Below are 16,068 nucleotides of genomic sequence, written 5' to 3' on the forward strand. Positions count from 1 at the left end.
AAAAAGGCCACAATATGTGGCCTTTTTAGTAAATATGTACAGTATTTAAAATAACGTTTATTATTTTTCTACTATCTCTTCTATTTTATCTTCATCAATTAACACTGCATTTTCAACAATACGTTTACCGCCTTGAATCTCAATGCGCTTGTTGTGTTTGTTCAATGTAAGTATTTCATCGCAAAACTGATCAGAGGGGTGCATTTCGTATGTGTAATCAATAATGTTACCAGTTTTGTCATCTTTGACGTTTGTAATGCTGTATTCTGATATAGCACCTTTTTCAATCAAATCTTTCATTGTGGTGGTCATATCACGACGAAGCGCTTTTAATTTATTTTCCGTAATATCATCAGTTGAATAAATAGATCCATATTTTTCCATAATAGAAAGTAATCTAAAATGATACGTTTTACCTGGAGCTGCATAACGCCAAAGGTGATACAAACGAAGCATCATCCAACGCGATAATCCCCGTTTTAGTTCTTGTGCACTATTAAAGTAATACCCTTTGTATTCAAGATTATCAATCATGTTATGAACAAACGCATTTAAGCAGGCCACACACTTTACATTGCCACCTTGACCTTTTTTACCACTAAAGTGAAGTGACGATAAAAAGTTCATATTTGACTCGTAAAACGAATCATCTATATCGGAGTTTTTAGTATCGGTTGCTGAATATTTAAATGAAAGTTTAGAACCTTGCAATGCTTCAAGTGACTCTTTAATTGCAGGATATGGCATTGACTGCCCTACCGCTTTGAGCTCTTGCGCTAATTCGTTCATAGAAAAAACAACCGCGTATTGAATACCGGACTTAAAATTAATTTTAACTATTTTGCCTTTAGAAGCTAAACGAATAAGTGCTCGTTCTACTTTTTCTTCTCTGTCCGATGGCCAAACAAGATACTCGATATCTTCGCCATCTTTACGAGTACTGACAACAGCAGGGGTAATTTTTATCTCACCATCGTATAAAATACCATCTACTTTCTCTGATATTTTACGCGTAATGATTGTTTTTTTAGGCGCTTCTTCAAGTGGCAATTTTTTATAGCCAGAGCGAACAAAACGGCCCCACAAATCATAATGATTAAACGTGTTTGAATATGCACGTAAACCATGAGCTGCATTTTCAATAGAAATTCGCACGTCTTTGTTGTCTGTAAATAGTGCTAAACTTTCGTTATCAATTGCACTTTCCACCCCGTGGATTTGGCCCCTGAGTGTATCGGGCAAATTATCTACCGAGATGTTGACCTTTCGGCTCATTGTTCTTATTTCCATTTTTATTGCGACATCTAATAACAACACATTAAACAACAAAAGTTAAATGTTTAAGTTAGTATAAAAGTGATCTGACTTTAAATAAAACGTTTAGATCACTATTATACTAAGTAATGTACATAACTTACGAGTTCAGATCATATTTTTACTAACTAGGTCATCTCAAATCGGTTTTTTACTAACTCAGATGTTATTTTGTCCATCACAATGGCTTTATTTCAAAATTTAGCACGACAAATTCATACTAAAATTAATATCCCTGTGGATAAAGGCTTATCGAGTTAGCATAGATCTGATCTGTACCAAGTACAGATCAGATCTATACTAATTAAACGAACCTATTGACGCTAAGGTTAGTGCATAACTTTATAATTTACTTAGTAAAAAATTGATCTCAAGGGCTCTTTTTGTTCATAACCTTATGCGTAACCTGTGTATAACTTGATTTAAAAAATAAGGCTTAGTAAAAAGGTGATCTGCAGGTAGATAAAGATCTGATCTTAACCAAGTATAACGCTGATCTGCTTTTTTTTATATTGTTTATATTAATCATAATGTTATGTGTTAATTTAAGGTCCTTAACCTTTATTACCTTATATATTTAACCACCTTTAAACTTCTTTATTTATACTAAGCAATATTAAAAGTGTAAAAGTATTTTTAAATGTCTTCTTTTTAAAATGCATGTCGTCTTAAATAGTTGTTTACAGCAATTTGAATGGACATTATACTAACTGCCTAACTTTGAGGAAGAAAGTATGTCTATCAATAATAACGCGCTAAGTACCTATCGGCTTTTAAAAGCAACTGCAGAAGTAGCTGAAAAATCTTTAGAAGGTCGTATTCAGCACTATCGTGCTCATCTTAAATCAGAAGAAAAAGAATTAAGAACTTATACGCAAAAAGCAGCTGCCGATTTATTAGGTTGTAATAATCGTACTTTAAAAAGACGTCATGACAACGGTGACTTTGATGATTTAAACATAAAACGCGGCGCCAATGGTCATTATGCTTACACATTAGTAAACATTTTTGCTATGGCTGATATTATGGATATTAAACCAGATCATCGTACTGGTGATGACAAACTGCAAGTTATTGTCATTAATTCTCTCAAAGGTGGCTGTGGCAAAACAACTAGCATGGTTAATATTGCAGCAGCGCTGGCAACTACAAATATTAAGCGCTATCGCATTGGAATAATTGATTTAGATCCTCAAGGCTCTTCTTCAAGCTTTTTTCCTTCAAGCGAACATGACCCAATTACTGTTGGTGATTTAATGCGTGATTGTATAGATTTAGATGAGGGCGAAACATGGCCTGAATTTGTTTCAAACTCATTTTTACCAACGCATATCCCAAATATTCGTGTACTACCATCAGGTATGGACGATTTTTATTTTGAGCACGAAACTGCAACATTACTCAAAGACACCTCAAATTATGAGCAAACTCGTCATTACCATAAGTTACTTGAAAAAGTAATTAACCCTGTTAAAGACGAGTTTGATATTATATTAATAGATACAGCTCCAACTCTTAACTTTATGTTTTATAATGCATTAATGGCTTCTACTGCGATGCTTATCCCTGTTCATCCAGAAGCTGTAGACTTTGATGCTAATAATAAATATTTAAAACGACTAGGCGAGATTTACCATACCGTTGCGGCACTTGGCCATGAGGGATGGGATTTTATGCAGTTTTTAGTGACCAACTATGTAAAAGGTAATCACTCACAGCGCGATATTGTTAAAGATGTTCGTAGTGCATTCGGTCGCCAAGTTATGAGTTACCCAATCAACCACAGCTCGGCGATTACTGCTAGCTCTTCGTCTTTCAATACTATTTTTGATCAAAAAGCGTCAGACAGCTTAGCAAGCCGTGAATCACTAATGCGCGCTCAAGAAAATATTAAAGATGTGGTCGATGAGCTAGAAATGCTTATTCGTTCAAATTGGCAGTCAACTCAATCAACACTCAATACCCCTAAGTAAGGATGTTAAATAAAAATGGCTAAAAAACGTAAAAATGACACCCGCTTAGATCCTTTTGCAACAGCTGTAGGAAGTAGTAGCCTTGACGCATTACTTGAACAAGCAAATGCTGGTGATGTAATTCGCATGCCAGCACCGAGCGATCCTGAGCGCCAAATTACTCTTATTTGCAAAGTGATCGCACACGCTGACATTGAATCTACAACAGGTGTGTACGGTAAAAACCGCCGTGTACAAGCACTTCTTAACGAAAAGTCAGTATCGGATATTTTACCTGCCATTGCAGAGGATGGCCGTAATCAGCACCCTGCGTTACTTTGGGATCAGGGTGATAAAAGCTTAGTCTTAGCGGGTTCTCGCCGTCGTATGGCCTGTATTTTAGGTAACGCTGATTATTTAGTACTTAGTTCAAGTGACTTTACTGAGCAAGACGCTAAAATTTTAGCTGTATCTTCAGATCAATATATCGCTCCAAGTCTATGGGAGCTAGGACAAGCTTACCAGCAAACTAAAAATGAGCTTATTGAACAAGGTAAAAAAGGATCTTACAGAGAGATTGCTGCAATTGAAGGTGTATCACACACCGCCATTGCAGATGCTGTTAAAGCGTATGAACAAATACCTGCTGAAGTTATTGCACTCTACCCTACTGCGAATCACGTGGGTCGCGAAGTGGCTAAAAAGCTCATGAGCGCAAAGGAGAGAGACCAAGAGGCGTTTAATCATCTTGTTAGTGACCTAGCTAGTGATGAAGAGCTAAACGCCATTATAAGTGACGACAAGCGTGCAATGGCAATCACTAAATGCCTAACTGCTGAGCCTCAAGCTGCTGTTAAGCGTGAAGCTGTACTTGAAAATAAGTTTGTATCGGTACAACGCAATTTAAAAAGTGGTGATGTGTCTATCAAAATCGACAATAAAGTGATGACAGACAAACGCTTAGAACAATTAACTAAGCTATTAAGTGTCTTTAATTAGTTAGTTAAATAATGATCTGTCAGACATATATACTTAGTTAAATACTGATCTGACAGATTGTTTTGTTAGTAAAAATCTGATCTTTACTAGCCTAATCCTACCTTAAATAATCATATTTCCTCTTCAAGATCACTTTTTTACTAACTAATCGCCCCTTTTTAGCTATTTGCTCTTGGTTTATTATTATTGTTAGTAAAATTGTGATCTATAACGTGTGGTTTAATCTTTATATTTGTATGTAGTGCCTAATATTTTGCGAAATTTTATACTCATTTTTACCTATAAACCGATTTTTTACTAAGCTATCAGCTCCAACCAGTTTATATCTTGTTAATAGTGCTTTAGCTCAGAGCACATAAGGCATATACTGGCAGAATTATTTTTAAAATTTAATGCTTAGAGTGACATGTCTGCTAACTTATCAAAAAATGATTTAATGGCTATTTTTGAAGAAATTAAAAATGAGCAGGCTACCCAGTTTCCTCTTTCTGAACGCTTTATTAAAAAACTTTTTCGCGAAAATGTCTTAGATAAAGGCAAAGAGTACTACAAGAAAGGTCAAATCACCTGGCTAGAGCATACCCCTAATTTTTCTGTTGTAGACTCTACCGTGCAAGTGGATAACGGATCATCATTTAACCAACGTATTGAGATCAGTAAAGTACCAACTGGTTATTCTGTTGATACACACTGTACGTGTAATGCAAAAACCAAATGCCGACATTTAGCTGCTATTTTGTTTAAGCTTAAAATAGAGCACTCTGGTGAATACGGTGAAGATTACTTCATTAATGATTGGTTTAGTGAATTAAGCGCTCTTAAAAGTGGTGATCAACATACACCGTCGCAAGTATTATTATTTGTATTAGATATTGAAAATAACAAAGTATTTTTAACACCTAAAATAGCTAATTTTGAGACTAAAAAGAATTACACGTTAGGCCGAAACCTCACAGAGCAACAGTTAAATAGTTTCGTAACGCCAAATGATTTACTCGAAAGTGATTTTAGATTATTTAGTTGGATACGTTCACAAAATGCAGTAGGAAGTATTGAGCTAAAAGGCCAATGGGGCTTTAGTGCCCTACAACAATTGATAGCTACTGAGCGCTTGTTTTTTCAGCGCTCTCGCGTGCCAATTAAAGCGCAATCTGGCCAAGCATTGAGTTTTAGATGGGAGCAAGATAAAGATCTATCACAATTAGTTATTAAGCTTGAGCAAACCCAAAACTGGGCTTTATTAAAAACAACACCGCCTACTTATCTCGATTTAGATCATTTAAAAGCGGGTCGTCTTCGTACCCCATTGAGTGCAGACGAAATAGCGCATTTACAAACTATGCCTGCTTTGCATGACGCTAATTTTGACAGAATATATAAACAGCTTGCCGATAACTTTGGTGCAGGTGTTATACCGCACCCTACTAACTTGCAGCCAACGTTACCTAAGCTATCTAGTAATGCTGTTTTAAAAGTAACAATGGGCGAGCAAGGTTTATCACTTTCGCTGTTATTTAAGTATAAAAATAAAAACTATTTAGCTGGTTCTGCCCCAGCAAGTACTATAAATAGCGCATTTGAAAACACCGTAACTAACGAGCTAATCAATCTAGGGTTTGAATTTTGTAAAGGGGGTTTACAAAGTGAGCTTGTATTTACAAAGCAATCTCCTATCCATTTGCATTGGCTAATATACGAAGTATTCCCTGGCTTTAAGCAGCGTGGTTGGCAAGTCAGTGTAAGTAAAGTAACAAGCCCTAATCCACAATGTGAAGTGAGTTTACATGTACACCGTGCAGCAGGGCATCAAATGCACTGCAAAGTATTGTTGTGTGACGCAAAAGCAGCGCTGTTGTTTACTAATGCTGATTCGCTTTATCAGTCATTGAATCGCCAAAGTGAACTGTTTTATTACTACCCGCTTGGCCGTCAATTTGGGGTTATTAATAAGTCTGCCATTAACTTATTAAACGAATTTAAAGAACGTTTTGAATTTGTAAAAACACGTGACGAATTTAATATTCCGCTTTCGTATTTACCTGAACTAGTAAAGCACACAGCTATTAACGTAGAGCTTCACGACGATTCACTTGAGCTATATTTACAAGAGTTAAATAATACCGATAAGGCAATGCCTAAGGTTTCATTACATGGCTTAAATGACTCAGTAACACTTCGAGAGTACCAACAGCAAGGCGTTGATTGGCTTAGCTTTTTAAAACGTCATCAATTAGGTGGTATTTTAGCTGACGACATGGGGTTGGGTAAAACACTCCAAGTTATTGCATTTTTAGCGAGTACATTTAATCGCCCACAAGCAGGCCCTACACTTATAGTGTGCCCAACTAGCTTGGTGAGTAATTGGAAAAACGAAATTACTAAGTTTGCTAAAAGTTTAAAAGTAACCACTATTTTTGGATCAAACCGTAACGATCCTTTACAACACTTAGCACAAGCGCAATGCATTCTTACTACATACCCGCTTTTAAAGCGTGATATTGCATATTATTCGCCATTATATTTTGAAAATATTATCCTCGATGAAGCACAATACATTAAAAACGATACCGCACAGGTCTCACGATTAGTTAAACGCTTAAATGCCGACTTTAAACTTTGTTTAAGTGGTACTCCAATCGAGAATAATTTACTTGAGCTTAAATCGTTACTCGATTTTGCTATGCCATCGTTACTTGGGTCTCAAGCCCACTTTAAGCAGCACTTTCAAACACCTATTGAGCGTGAAGCTGATATGCAGAGGGCTGAGCAGTTAAAAGCGTTAATTATGCCCTTTATAATGCGCCGCACTAAAGCACAAGTAGCGCAAGAGTTACCTGAAAAAACAGAGCTTACAAAAGAGTTTGAGTTTGAGCCTAAGCAAAAAGAAATGTACCAAGGCATTACACGTTCATTAGAAGAGAAGCTAATAGACTTATTTGCCGAACAAGGCGCACAAAAAAGTAAGCTTGCATTTTTAGAGGCGCTTTTAAAGTTAAGGCAAATTTGTTGCCACCCTAAATTAATAGATCCAGATACTCAAGCAGGCTCCGCTAAGCTTGAATGGTTAACAACACACTTACCGCTTATGCTAAGTCTGGGTCGTAAGATTATTATATTTAGTCAGTTTACATCGGCACTCGATTTAATAGCCCAACGCCTTGAAGAAATAAACATTAACTTTAGTATGCTTACAGGGCAAACGCGTCAACGAGATAAAGTAATCGACGAGTTTACCAGTGGTAAAACATCCGTGTTTTTAATTAGCTTAAAAGCCGGTGGAACAGGCCTTAACTTAACACAAGCAGATACCGTTATTCATTTTGATCCATGGTGGAATCCCGCAGTAGAAAAGCAAGCGACTGATAGAGCCTACCGCATTGGTCAAACTAATCCTGTATTTGTTTATAAGCTCATAATGAGTAACTCAATAGAGCAAAAAGTATTTAGAATGCAGCAAGACAAGCAAGCCCTTGTTGATGCATTATTTACTGATAAATCAATGAGCTTTACAAAGTTTGATGAGCAGCAAATGTTGTCATTAATTAAAAACTAAAAAAGATCTAAAAAGTTTTGATCTTTTTATGAACTTAATTAAAAAGCGGACGTCTATTATTATGCTTGTTGATTAATTGCAGTTAACACAAGCATCATGTTGATTTCCCATTTAGTTACTAATTTTAGTAATGATTGAGCCAGCCCATTTTGAGTTGGCTTTTTTTATGTCTAAAATTTAGCGTGCAGCACTTATTTTAAAAGTTTTTATTTTTTTATGAACTTAATTCAAAAAGACGCGTCTACTATTATGCTTGTTGATTAATTGCAGTTAATACAAGTTTTCATGTTGATTCCCTATTTAGTTACTAATTTTAGTAATGATTGAGCCAGCCCATTTTGAGTTGGCTTTTTTTATGTCTAAAATCTAGCGTTCAGCACTTATTTTAAAAGTTTTTTATTTTTTTTGAACTTAATTAAAAAAGACGCGTCTACTATTATGCTTGTTGATTAATTGCAGTTAATACAAGTTTTCATGTTGATTCCCCCTATTTAGTTACTAATTTTAGTAATGATTGAGCCAGTTCATTTTGAACTGGCTTTTTTTATGCCCATAATTTGATTTGTTTAAATCAACCCGAATAAAAATAATTGATCTTCCGCAAATTAATTTGACTTAATTATTTTGTTATCCGGTCTACTCTAATGCCTGTTGTTATATAGCCTCACCTAATAATATTAGTTATTTTGGTGATTATGTATTTAAGTTGCAGCTTGCTCGGGCACATATTGATTATCCCTTTGATTACTTAACTTAGTAATATTTGACCAGCTTATTTTAAGCTGGCTTTTTTATGTCTGTAATTTCTTAACTCCCCTACTTCTGTTGTTGGTTATTGGTTATGATGGCATGTCTCTAAATTTTATAAGTTTATTTTATGCTCACTCAAGTACTCACTAATATTGATTGGCTAAGCGCTGGTGCTGGTGTTGCTTTAGGCGTCCTATTTTACGGCGCTGTATCAACACGGCTTCGCAAAAAGCTACATCTACAAATAAGCGAACAGCAGCAACAGCTTTCCCTGTTACAAAACCAATTTGATAATAAAGAGCTGCAATACAGCGCCTTGCTAGAAGATCATGAACTGCTAGAACATACTCACCAAGAGCAGCGCGATGAAGCGCAGCATTTTAAAACGCGTTTTAGCGAACAAGAAAAACAAAGCATTCAATACAATCATTTTTGGCGTAAAGCCGAAGGCGAGCTGGCAGCGCTTCGTGAACAATATAATCAGCGCGATGTTGAATATAATAATATGCGCACTACCCTTGAGCAAAAACAGCAAAACTTTAGCGAGCAACTCGCGCAAATTGAGCAAAGTAAAAATACGCTCAAAAAAGAGTTTGAAAACCTAGCCAATAAAATTCTAGAAGAAAAATCACAAAGCTTTAAAACCTTAAATCAAGAAAGCATTGAGCAATTATTAAAACCAGTTCAAGGCGAGCTAAAAGGCTTTAGAGAAAAAATGGAATCAATGCACGTTGAAGACATAAAGCAACGGACTGCACTTAAAACCGAGCTACTGCATTTGCAAGCTAAAAGCCAAGCTATAACAGATCAAGCCGACAAGCTCAGTAACGCCCTACAAGGGCAAAAGAAAACCCAAGGTAATTGGGGCGAGCTTATGCTCGAAAACGTATTAGATAGTGCTGGCTTACGTGCAGGCGTTGATTATAAGCGCGAAGTGTCGTTTAACACTGAAGATGGCCGCTTACGCCCTGATGTAGTTGTGTACTTACCACAGGGTCGCCACTTAGTTATTGATGCTAAAACTTCATTAAATGCCTATACACGCTACGTGAACGCTGAAAATGATCTAGATGCTAATCAAGCAATTAAAGAGCATGTAAACGCCGTTACAGCGCGTATTAATGAACTTGCGAGTAAATCGTACGACCGCTTACCAGGTATTAACTCGCCAGAAGTGGTGGTTATGTTTGTACCAATAGAATCAGCTTTTGTAGAAGCACTCAAATATCAAAGCGATATTTACCAACAAGCAATCGAAAAAAATATACTGGTAGCTACACCCACGACTTTGCTTACTAGTTTAAATATTGTTAAACAGTTATGGCGTTTTGAAGAGCAAACTAAATACTCAAAAGAGCTGGCAAGTCGAGCGGAGCGTTTTTATAACAAGCTCAATGGTTTTTTATTGAGTATGGAAGGTGTAGGTAAGCAGCTTGATAAAGCGAAAGAAAGTTATGATAAAGCATTCTCGCAGCTATACCGTGGTAAAGGTAATTTAATTAAACAAGCATCAGAGTTTAAAGAGCTTGGTGTATCGGTACAAAAAGAGTTACCTAGTGAGAGCGTAGAACGTGCTCAATTAGAATTAGATTAACCCTGATTTATTTTTATTTAGTTTATGTAAGTTAAACCTTAAGGATATTTATGAATAATAAGATTGTAGGAATTGTTTTAATCGTTATAGGTATCGCTTTAATTATGTGGGGATACGACGTGTATGATGCGGCGGCTTCGCAGCTTAGCCGTGCATTTAGTGGCGACACACCAATAGAAGCATGGGCGGGTATTATTGGCGGTGCCATCTGTGTGTTAATTGGTATTAAAAAGCTCAAGTAACCTGAACTTGAATAATTGATCTATTTAAGCAGCTATTTTCAGCGCTAACTACGTTGAATTTAGTTGCAATTTGCTGCACTGCACAGTGTTACTTGGCAAGATAAAACTCTTACAGGGCTTGCCAGCAATTGCATTGTGAAAGAGACAAATACGTCGTGTATTGCAAGGCAAACCTTTAATAATAAACGTTTTTGTAATATTTACCCCAATTATTTCAACTACGCTCGGTTAAATTAGCTAAGTGTTGCCGCAATCGCTTTGATAGTGAGATTATTTGTGCATCTTTAATTTATTGCGGTTTTGTCTACTAATTTGTACACATCTAATAAATGTAACCATTTTATATTGTATAAATGAGTATTAAAGCGTGCACCAATTTGGAAGTATGCTTTTTTATCAAGCTATTAAAATGCACTGTTTTGTACATTTAAAAGGACTATACGAGTAAAGAAAATAATCAGTTATAAATGTTAATTCAAACGTCTATTCAGTGTTTGTTAATTTAACTATCTTATTGATAATGTTGTCATTTATTATATTCTCCTTGCTTGAGTTTGGTTGTTATTTATACTAGCTTAGAGCGTAGATATTTAACCTACTCAAGGAGAATAGTCACATGGTATCTCGCAGAAATTTTATTAAAGCAGGGGCTGCCTTAAGTTTAGGCTCTATTTTTAGTGCTTCAGCTTTGGCTGAGCAACTAAAGGTAAAAATGTCTAACGGCAGTGTTATGCAAACTAAAGGCTCAATAGATAAAAGCGCTGCTCTACCCACAAACGATGTTACTAACGCTAAGCATTACCGGCCGGAATCAAGAATGGGCTTGGGCGGCCTTGCCGCCGGGAATGGCTTTAATACTATATCAAGCGATACAGAAATTTTAACAATGCTAAATGCAGCATGGGATTCTGGTATTCGTCATTTTGATACATCACCTTTTTACGGTTTGAGTTTAAGCGAAAGGCGCTTCGGTGATTTACTTCGAAACAAAAAGCGTGAAGATTATGTTTTATCCTCAAAAGTAGGTCGCCTTCTTACCCCTTCAGCAGAGCCTTTAGAAAATAGTTGGCATTGGGCTGATCACTCACCGTTTCATTATAAGTATGATTATTCAGCCTCAGGCACGCGCCGTTCAATAGAAGATACTTTGCATCGTATTGGTGTCGCCTCACTCGATATTGTCTATATTCACGATTTATCACCACAAAACAGCGATATGGGAGATGACTGGCTTAAGTATTTTGATCAAGCGGCTAAAGGTGCTATTCCTGAGCTGACTAAAATGCGTGATGAAGGAATAATTAAAGGCTGGGGTTTTGGAGTAAATACACCTCATGCTGTTTATAAAGCGCTTGATATGTCAGACCCAGATATTTGCTTACTAGCGCTGCAGTATTCAATTTTAGATCACAAGCAGGCACTTGATAAAACCTTTCCTATGCTTGATAAACGAGGTATTTCAGCAGTCATTGGTGCGCCGCTTAATGGTGGTTTTTTAGCCGGTCGTAACCGCTTTAATTACTCGCCTAAAATTCCAGGGCCTATGCAGCAAAAGTTTAATGCAATAAGCGACATTGCATCTAAACATGGGATTGATATTAAAACAGCTGCACTGCAGTTTGCAGAGGCGCCTTCAACGGTATCCTCAATTATTCCTGGGGCACGCACGGAGGAGCAAATTAAAGCTAATGTAGCCTCAATGAAGGTTACTATTCCGGATGCGTTTTGGAGTGAGTTAAAAGCTAAAAACTTGATTGAACAAAACGCGCCAGTGTAAGTTGGCTATTTAGGTGTGCTACTTAAATGCACCAGTGTAAGCACACCTATTTATAACTAATGTTTAATTAAGCCACACTTGAGAGGGTTGATTGTTGAGTGCTTATATAAGCCCAATTAACGCACTCTTGCGCTAAAATCGCGATGGTATCTAAGCATGTATCGGGTGAATTTAATACTTGTTCATTTAAAACTAGCGGTATTTCGGTGCAACCAAATAGTACTGTATCGGCACCGTGGGCTAGCATTAGCTCATAACTTTGTTTTAAAAGATTATGTCCTGAGGTTAAATCTCCTGACTTAACCGCCGTTATACCTTGCATTATAAATGTTTGCTGCTGCTCGTTAGGCTCAATAAATTTAATATTGTGCTTACTAAATGCCGTCTGATATATCCGCATATTGAGCGTGGCTGTGGTTGCTAATATCCCTATCTTACGTTTGCCCGTTGCCTTTGCGCGCTTAATAACGCTTTGTACAATACTAATGGTATGCACATCAGCATTTTGCGTTAGTGCGTTGTACCAATAATGCGCGGTATTACACGGTATAACAATGCAACTTACACCTAAGCTAGTAAGTTGGTTAAAACCCTTTTTAAGCTCAAAAAATGGATTTTCATCTTCAATACCCATTAAAAAATTTGTTCTGTCAGGAATTTGCGGGATATTCCTTATAAACATAGGTATGTGCTCTTGATCATTCTTAGCAGGTGATAACGCAATTACTTGATTCATAAATGAGGCGGTAGCCAAAGGCCCCATTCCTCCCAATATTCCTAGTGTTCTAAGCATTGTTATATTCCGATAAGTTGTTACTGTATGGGTTAAATTTATCGTGTTTTTTTTGTTTTGAATAATGCTATTATTTTACTGGCCATGCTTAAATTGCATATCTTGAGTGAGTATTATGAATATAGAGAGTAAATGGTTAGAAGATTTTTTGGCCTTATCTAATACAAAAAGCTTTTCGCAGGCCGCAAGGCTTAGGCATATAACGCAACCTGCTTTTAGTCGACGAATTAAAGCATTAGAAGAAGCCGTAGGTGCAGAGCTAATAGATAGAGAGAACTTACCAATTACACTTACCTCAAGCGGTAAAATATTTCATATAACAGCGCGTAATCTAATAAACCAAATGAATAACTCAGTGAGTATGTTAGAAGAACTCTCCTCTGAAGAAACTCACTCAGTAAAGGTTGCTGCAGCGCACTCATTAGCTACGTTTTTAGCGCTAAAGCTGTCGAACTTTCATAGTAAAAGTGATCGCAAAGTAGTCCTCAATATAGAAGCCATTGATGTTGATAAAGCCACAGCTACGCTCGAACATGGCGCATGTGACCTACTTATTGCTTTTGATAACGAACGATTAAAGTTACCTCCGTTTAGTCATCAAAAAATAGGCAGTGCAGAGTTATTGCCGGTGAGTGCCTGCAATGCAAACGGTAAGGCAATATACAATTTAGAAAGTGATGGGTTTGTACCTCACTTAGCTTACAGTTTAGATTCTTATATGGGTAGGCAGTTAGAGCCGATAATATCGGGCTCTAAACTTAAAAAAGTATTTGTATCGTCGATGACAGAGCTTTTAAAAATACAGGCTTTAGAGGGTAATGGCATTGCTTGGTTACCAAACTATGTCATTACTAAAGAGCTAAAAGAGAAAAGTTTAGTTGTGGTTGGCCAAAAGCATCATTGCGTACCTATTACATATTATGCGTATCGGTACCATGCAGCGCTTCACCCTGGCGGCGAGAGCGTCTGGAATAAATTAAAAGAGCTAAATGTATAACGCAAAAAATTACTGTAAACCCCCATTACAGTAAAATGGCCGTTATTAATTTAACGCGCTCACAGTAATATGAATCTGTATTTTAATTATATTCCTATTTTATTATGGATTTTTACTTCCATAATAATTGGGTGTTTTGTCCCTTTTTTAATTTGCTTAGATAGTGACGAATTATCCATATCATGCAGTGCTGCGGCTTTGGCAAATGAGCCTTGTCGCACTACATCTACAAATAGCGTTAATTGATTACTTATCGATATATCACTGTCCTAAATCCCAGTAAGGTGTATCGCCATAATAGCCACTTGCAAAATCAACAAACGCACGTACTTTACTGGGTAAAAACTGTCTGTTTGCATACACCATGTAAAGCCCCATTGGCTCGGGTTCGTAGTCATTTAAAATGCGCACTACTTTACCTTGAGCCAGTGCTTCCCCTGCTATAAATGTTGGCTGCATAGCAATACCACCACCCGCAATGGCTGTATTTAGTAGCAAATCACCATTGTTAGCCACAAAGTTACTTTCAAGCTTTAGCTCGCTTTTTAACTCATTAACCCCAAATAATCGCTTTGTGGGTTCGCTGTGGGAATAGCGTAAATAATTATGTGATTGTAAATCTAGCAGTGTTTGTGGCGTGCCATGGCGTTCTAAATAGTCGGGTGATGCAAACACCGCTAGGTGTATAGGTGCAATTTTTTTAGCTATCAACGTTGAGTTTTTTAATACACCAATGCGCAGAGCAATATCAATACCCTGCTCTACTATATCTACATATTGGTCGGTGAGCCGTAAATCTAACTTTAAATTTGGATACTGATTTTGAAAATCAACCAACAAACCTGCTAAATGCTTAGTACCAAACGACATAGGTGCACTAATACTAAGCACACCCGATACACTTTCGCTTAAGTTGTTTAGTGAGTTTTCCATGTCTTCAATATCAATAATCACTTGCTGACAACGCTGATAATATTGATTTCCAGCCTCTGTAACACTTACTTTTCGCGTTGTACGGTGTAATAAACGCGTGCGTAGATTATCTTCCAGCGCAGAAATATATTTGCTGACTAACTGCGGGGAAATATCGAGCTTATCGGCCGCTTTTGAAAATGATCCTTCTTGCACAACGGCTAAAAAGGTCTTCATGGTGGTGAGCTTATCCATATTTAACAATACTTTGTTGATAATGTATAAATAAGTATCATATTTATCGTCAAATTAGAAACTTATATAGTGTTTATAACACGTCTATTTGTTTAAGGTTTTAGTATGACTCAGCCTGCTTTATTTATATCTCACGGCTCGCCAATGATGGCTGTACAGCAATCGGCTACGTCAGATTTTTTTGCATCATTAGGTCAAACGCTTAGTAAACCACGAGCTATTGTGGTGTTTTCTGCCCACTTTGATGAAGCGCACGATATAGTTATTACATCCGGAGATGCGCCGCATACTATTCACGATTTTTATAACTTCCCCAAGCCCCTGTATGAAATTCAATACCCAGCACTAGGAGACCCTAAGCTTGCTAATACTATTAGTGAGTACTTTTACAAAGCGGGTATTAAAACGGTGCAAAATGCAGATCAAGGGTGGGATCATGGTGTGTGGATCCCGCTGCGCTTAATGTACCCAGCAGCTAATATTCCCATTGTTCAGGTGTCTATTAACACGCGTTTGGGCGCTCAGGCTATGTATAAATACGGGCAGTTACTTGCACCACTGCGCTACGATAACGTATTAATTATTGGCTCCGGCGGGATTAGTCACAATCTACGTGAAATATTTAAAAACCCTGCTACACCTAATCGTGTTCAAATGGTTAATGAGTTTACCCATTGGGTTGAGCAAAAATTAATAGCGCAAAACACCCAAGCGTTACTTAACTATTTAAATGAAGCACCCCATGCTTTATTTAATCACCCTACCCAGGAGCACTTTTTACCTCTTTTTGCAGCGCTTGGAAGTAGTGACGGTAAAGCCGAAAAAATACATGAAGGTATAGAAATGGATATTTTAGCGCTTGATGCGTATAAGTTTTATTAAATTGAGCGTTCGTTCAAAGTAAGTTAAGCTGTAAGCAAGTACTCTAAA

Annotated in this window: 12 protein-coding genes; 8 read left to right on the forward strand and 4 right to left on the reverse strand. The window is 37.0% G+C overall.

The features are described 5' to 3' along the window. Positions 1-60: 60 nt before the first annotated feature. Entirely contained in the window at positions 61-1,275 is a 1,215-nt protein-coding gene (locus tag H5117_RS05525; protein WP_024596523.1) for a hypothetical protein, read from the reverse strand. A 773-nt stretch (positions 1,276-2,048) separates the two neighbouring features. Between H5117_RS05525 and H5117_RS05530 the strand changes: the two genes are divergently transcribed. From H5117_RS05530 to H5117_RS05555, 6 genes are all read left to right on the forward strand, one after another. Next, positions 2,049-3,287 (forward strand): AAA family ATPase, encoded by a 1,239-nt coding sequence (locus tag H5117_RS05530; RefSeq protein ID WP_024596524.1) that lies wholly within the window; start codon positions 2,049-2,051, stop codon positions 3,285-3,287. A 15-nt stretch (positions 3,288-3,302) separates the two neighbouring features. Continuing rightward, on the forward strand, positions 3,303-4,265 hold the full coding sequence (locus tag H5117_RS05535; RefSeq protein ID WP_182736527.1) for a transcriptional regulator: 963 nt from the start codon (positions 3,303-3,305) through the stop codon (positions 4,263-4,265). Between the two features lie 406 nt (positions 4,266-4,671). Then, entirely contained in the window at positions 4,672-7,818 is a 3,147-nt protein-coding gene (locus tag H5117_RS05540) for a DEAD/DEAH box helicase (RefSeq protein WP_182736536.1), read from the forward strand. 877 nt (positions 7,819-8,695) lie between these two features. After that, a complete protein-coding gene (gene rmuC / locus H5117_RS05545; RefSeq protein ID WP_182672989.1) occupies positions 8,696-10,162 on the forward strand; it encodes a DNA recombination protein RmuC in 1,467 nt (488 codons plus the stop codon). A gap of 50 nt (positions 10,163-10,212) precedes the next feature. Further along, positions 10,213-10,404: a DUF3185 family protein gene (locus tag H5117_RS05550; protein ID WP_024596528.1), complete on the forward strand. Its 192-nt coding sequence runs from the start codon at positions 10,213-10,215 to the stop codon at positions 10,402-10,404. A 616-nt stretch (positions 10,405-11,020) separates the two neighbouring features. Next, the gene (locus tag H5117_RS05555; RefSeq protein ID WP_024596529.1) at positions 11,021-12,181 is read left to right on the forward strand and encodes an aldo/keto reductase; all 1,161 of its coding nucleotides are present in this window, start codon (positions 11,021-11,023) and stop codon (positions 12,179-12,181) included. A gap of 67 nt (positions 12,182-12,248) precedes the next feature. On the opposite strand, the gene H5117_RS05560 is transcribed toward H5117_RS05555, so the two are convergent. Further along, positions 12,249-12,974, reverse strand: coding sequence for an aspartate/glutamate racemase family protein (locus tag H5117_RS05560; RefSeq protein WP_182725202.1), 726 nt, complete (start codon positions 12,972-12,974; stop codon positions 12,249-12,251). 115 nt (positions 12,975-13,089) lie between these two features. Here H5117_RS05560 and H5117_RS05565 point away from each other — a divergent pair, with 115 nt between their 5' ends. After that, on the forward strand, positions 13,090-13,971 hold the full coding sequence (locus tag H5117_RS05565) for a LysR family transcriptional regulator (protein WP_182715973.1): 882 nt from the start codon (positions 13,090-13,092) through the stop codon (positions 13,969-13,971). A gap of 86 nt (positions 13,972-14,057) precedes the next feature. On the opposite strand, the gene H5117_RS20645 is transcribed toward H5117_RS05565, so the two are convergent. Continuing rightward, entirely contained in the window at positions 14,058-14,231 is a 174-nt protein-coding gene (locus tag H5117_RS20645; RefSeq protein ID WP_310737162.1) for a LysR family transcriptional regulator, read from the reverse strand. 1 nt (position 14,232) lies between these two features. Beyond that, the gene (locus H5117_RS05575; protein ID WP_165723779.1) at positions 14,233-15,138 is read right to left on the reverse strand and encodes a LysR family transcriptional regulator; all 906 of its coding nucleotides are present in this window, start codon (positions 15,136-15,138) and stop codon (positions 14,233-14,235) included. Between the two features lie 105 nt (positions 15,139-15,243). Here H5117_RS05575 and H5117_RS05580 point away from each other — a divergent pair, with 105 nt between their 5' ends. Further along, positions 15,244-16,020: a class III extradiol ring-cleavage dioxygenase gene (locus tag H5117_RS05580; RefSeq protein ID WP_024596533.1), complete on the forward strand. Its 777-nt coding sequence runs from the start codon at positions 15,244-15,246 to the stop codon at positions 16,018-16,020. Positions 16,021-16,068: the final 48 nt, after the last annotated feature.

The organism is Pseudoalteromonas sp. SG45-1 (genome assembly GCF_014164135.1).
Taxonomy (GTDB): Bacteria; Pseudomonadota; Gammaproteobacteria; order Enterobacterales; family Alteromonadaceae; genus Pseudoalteromonas; species Pseudoalteromonas distincta.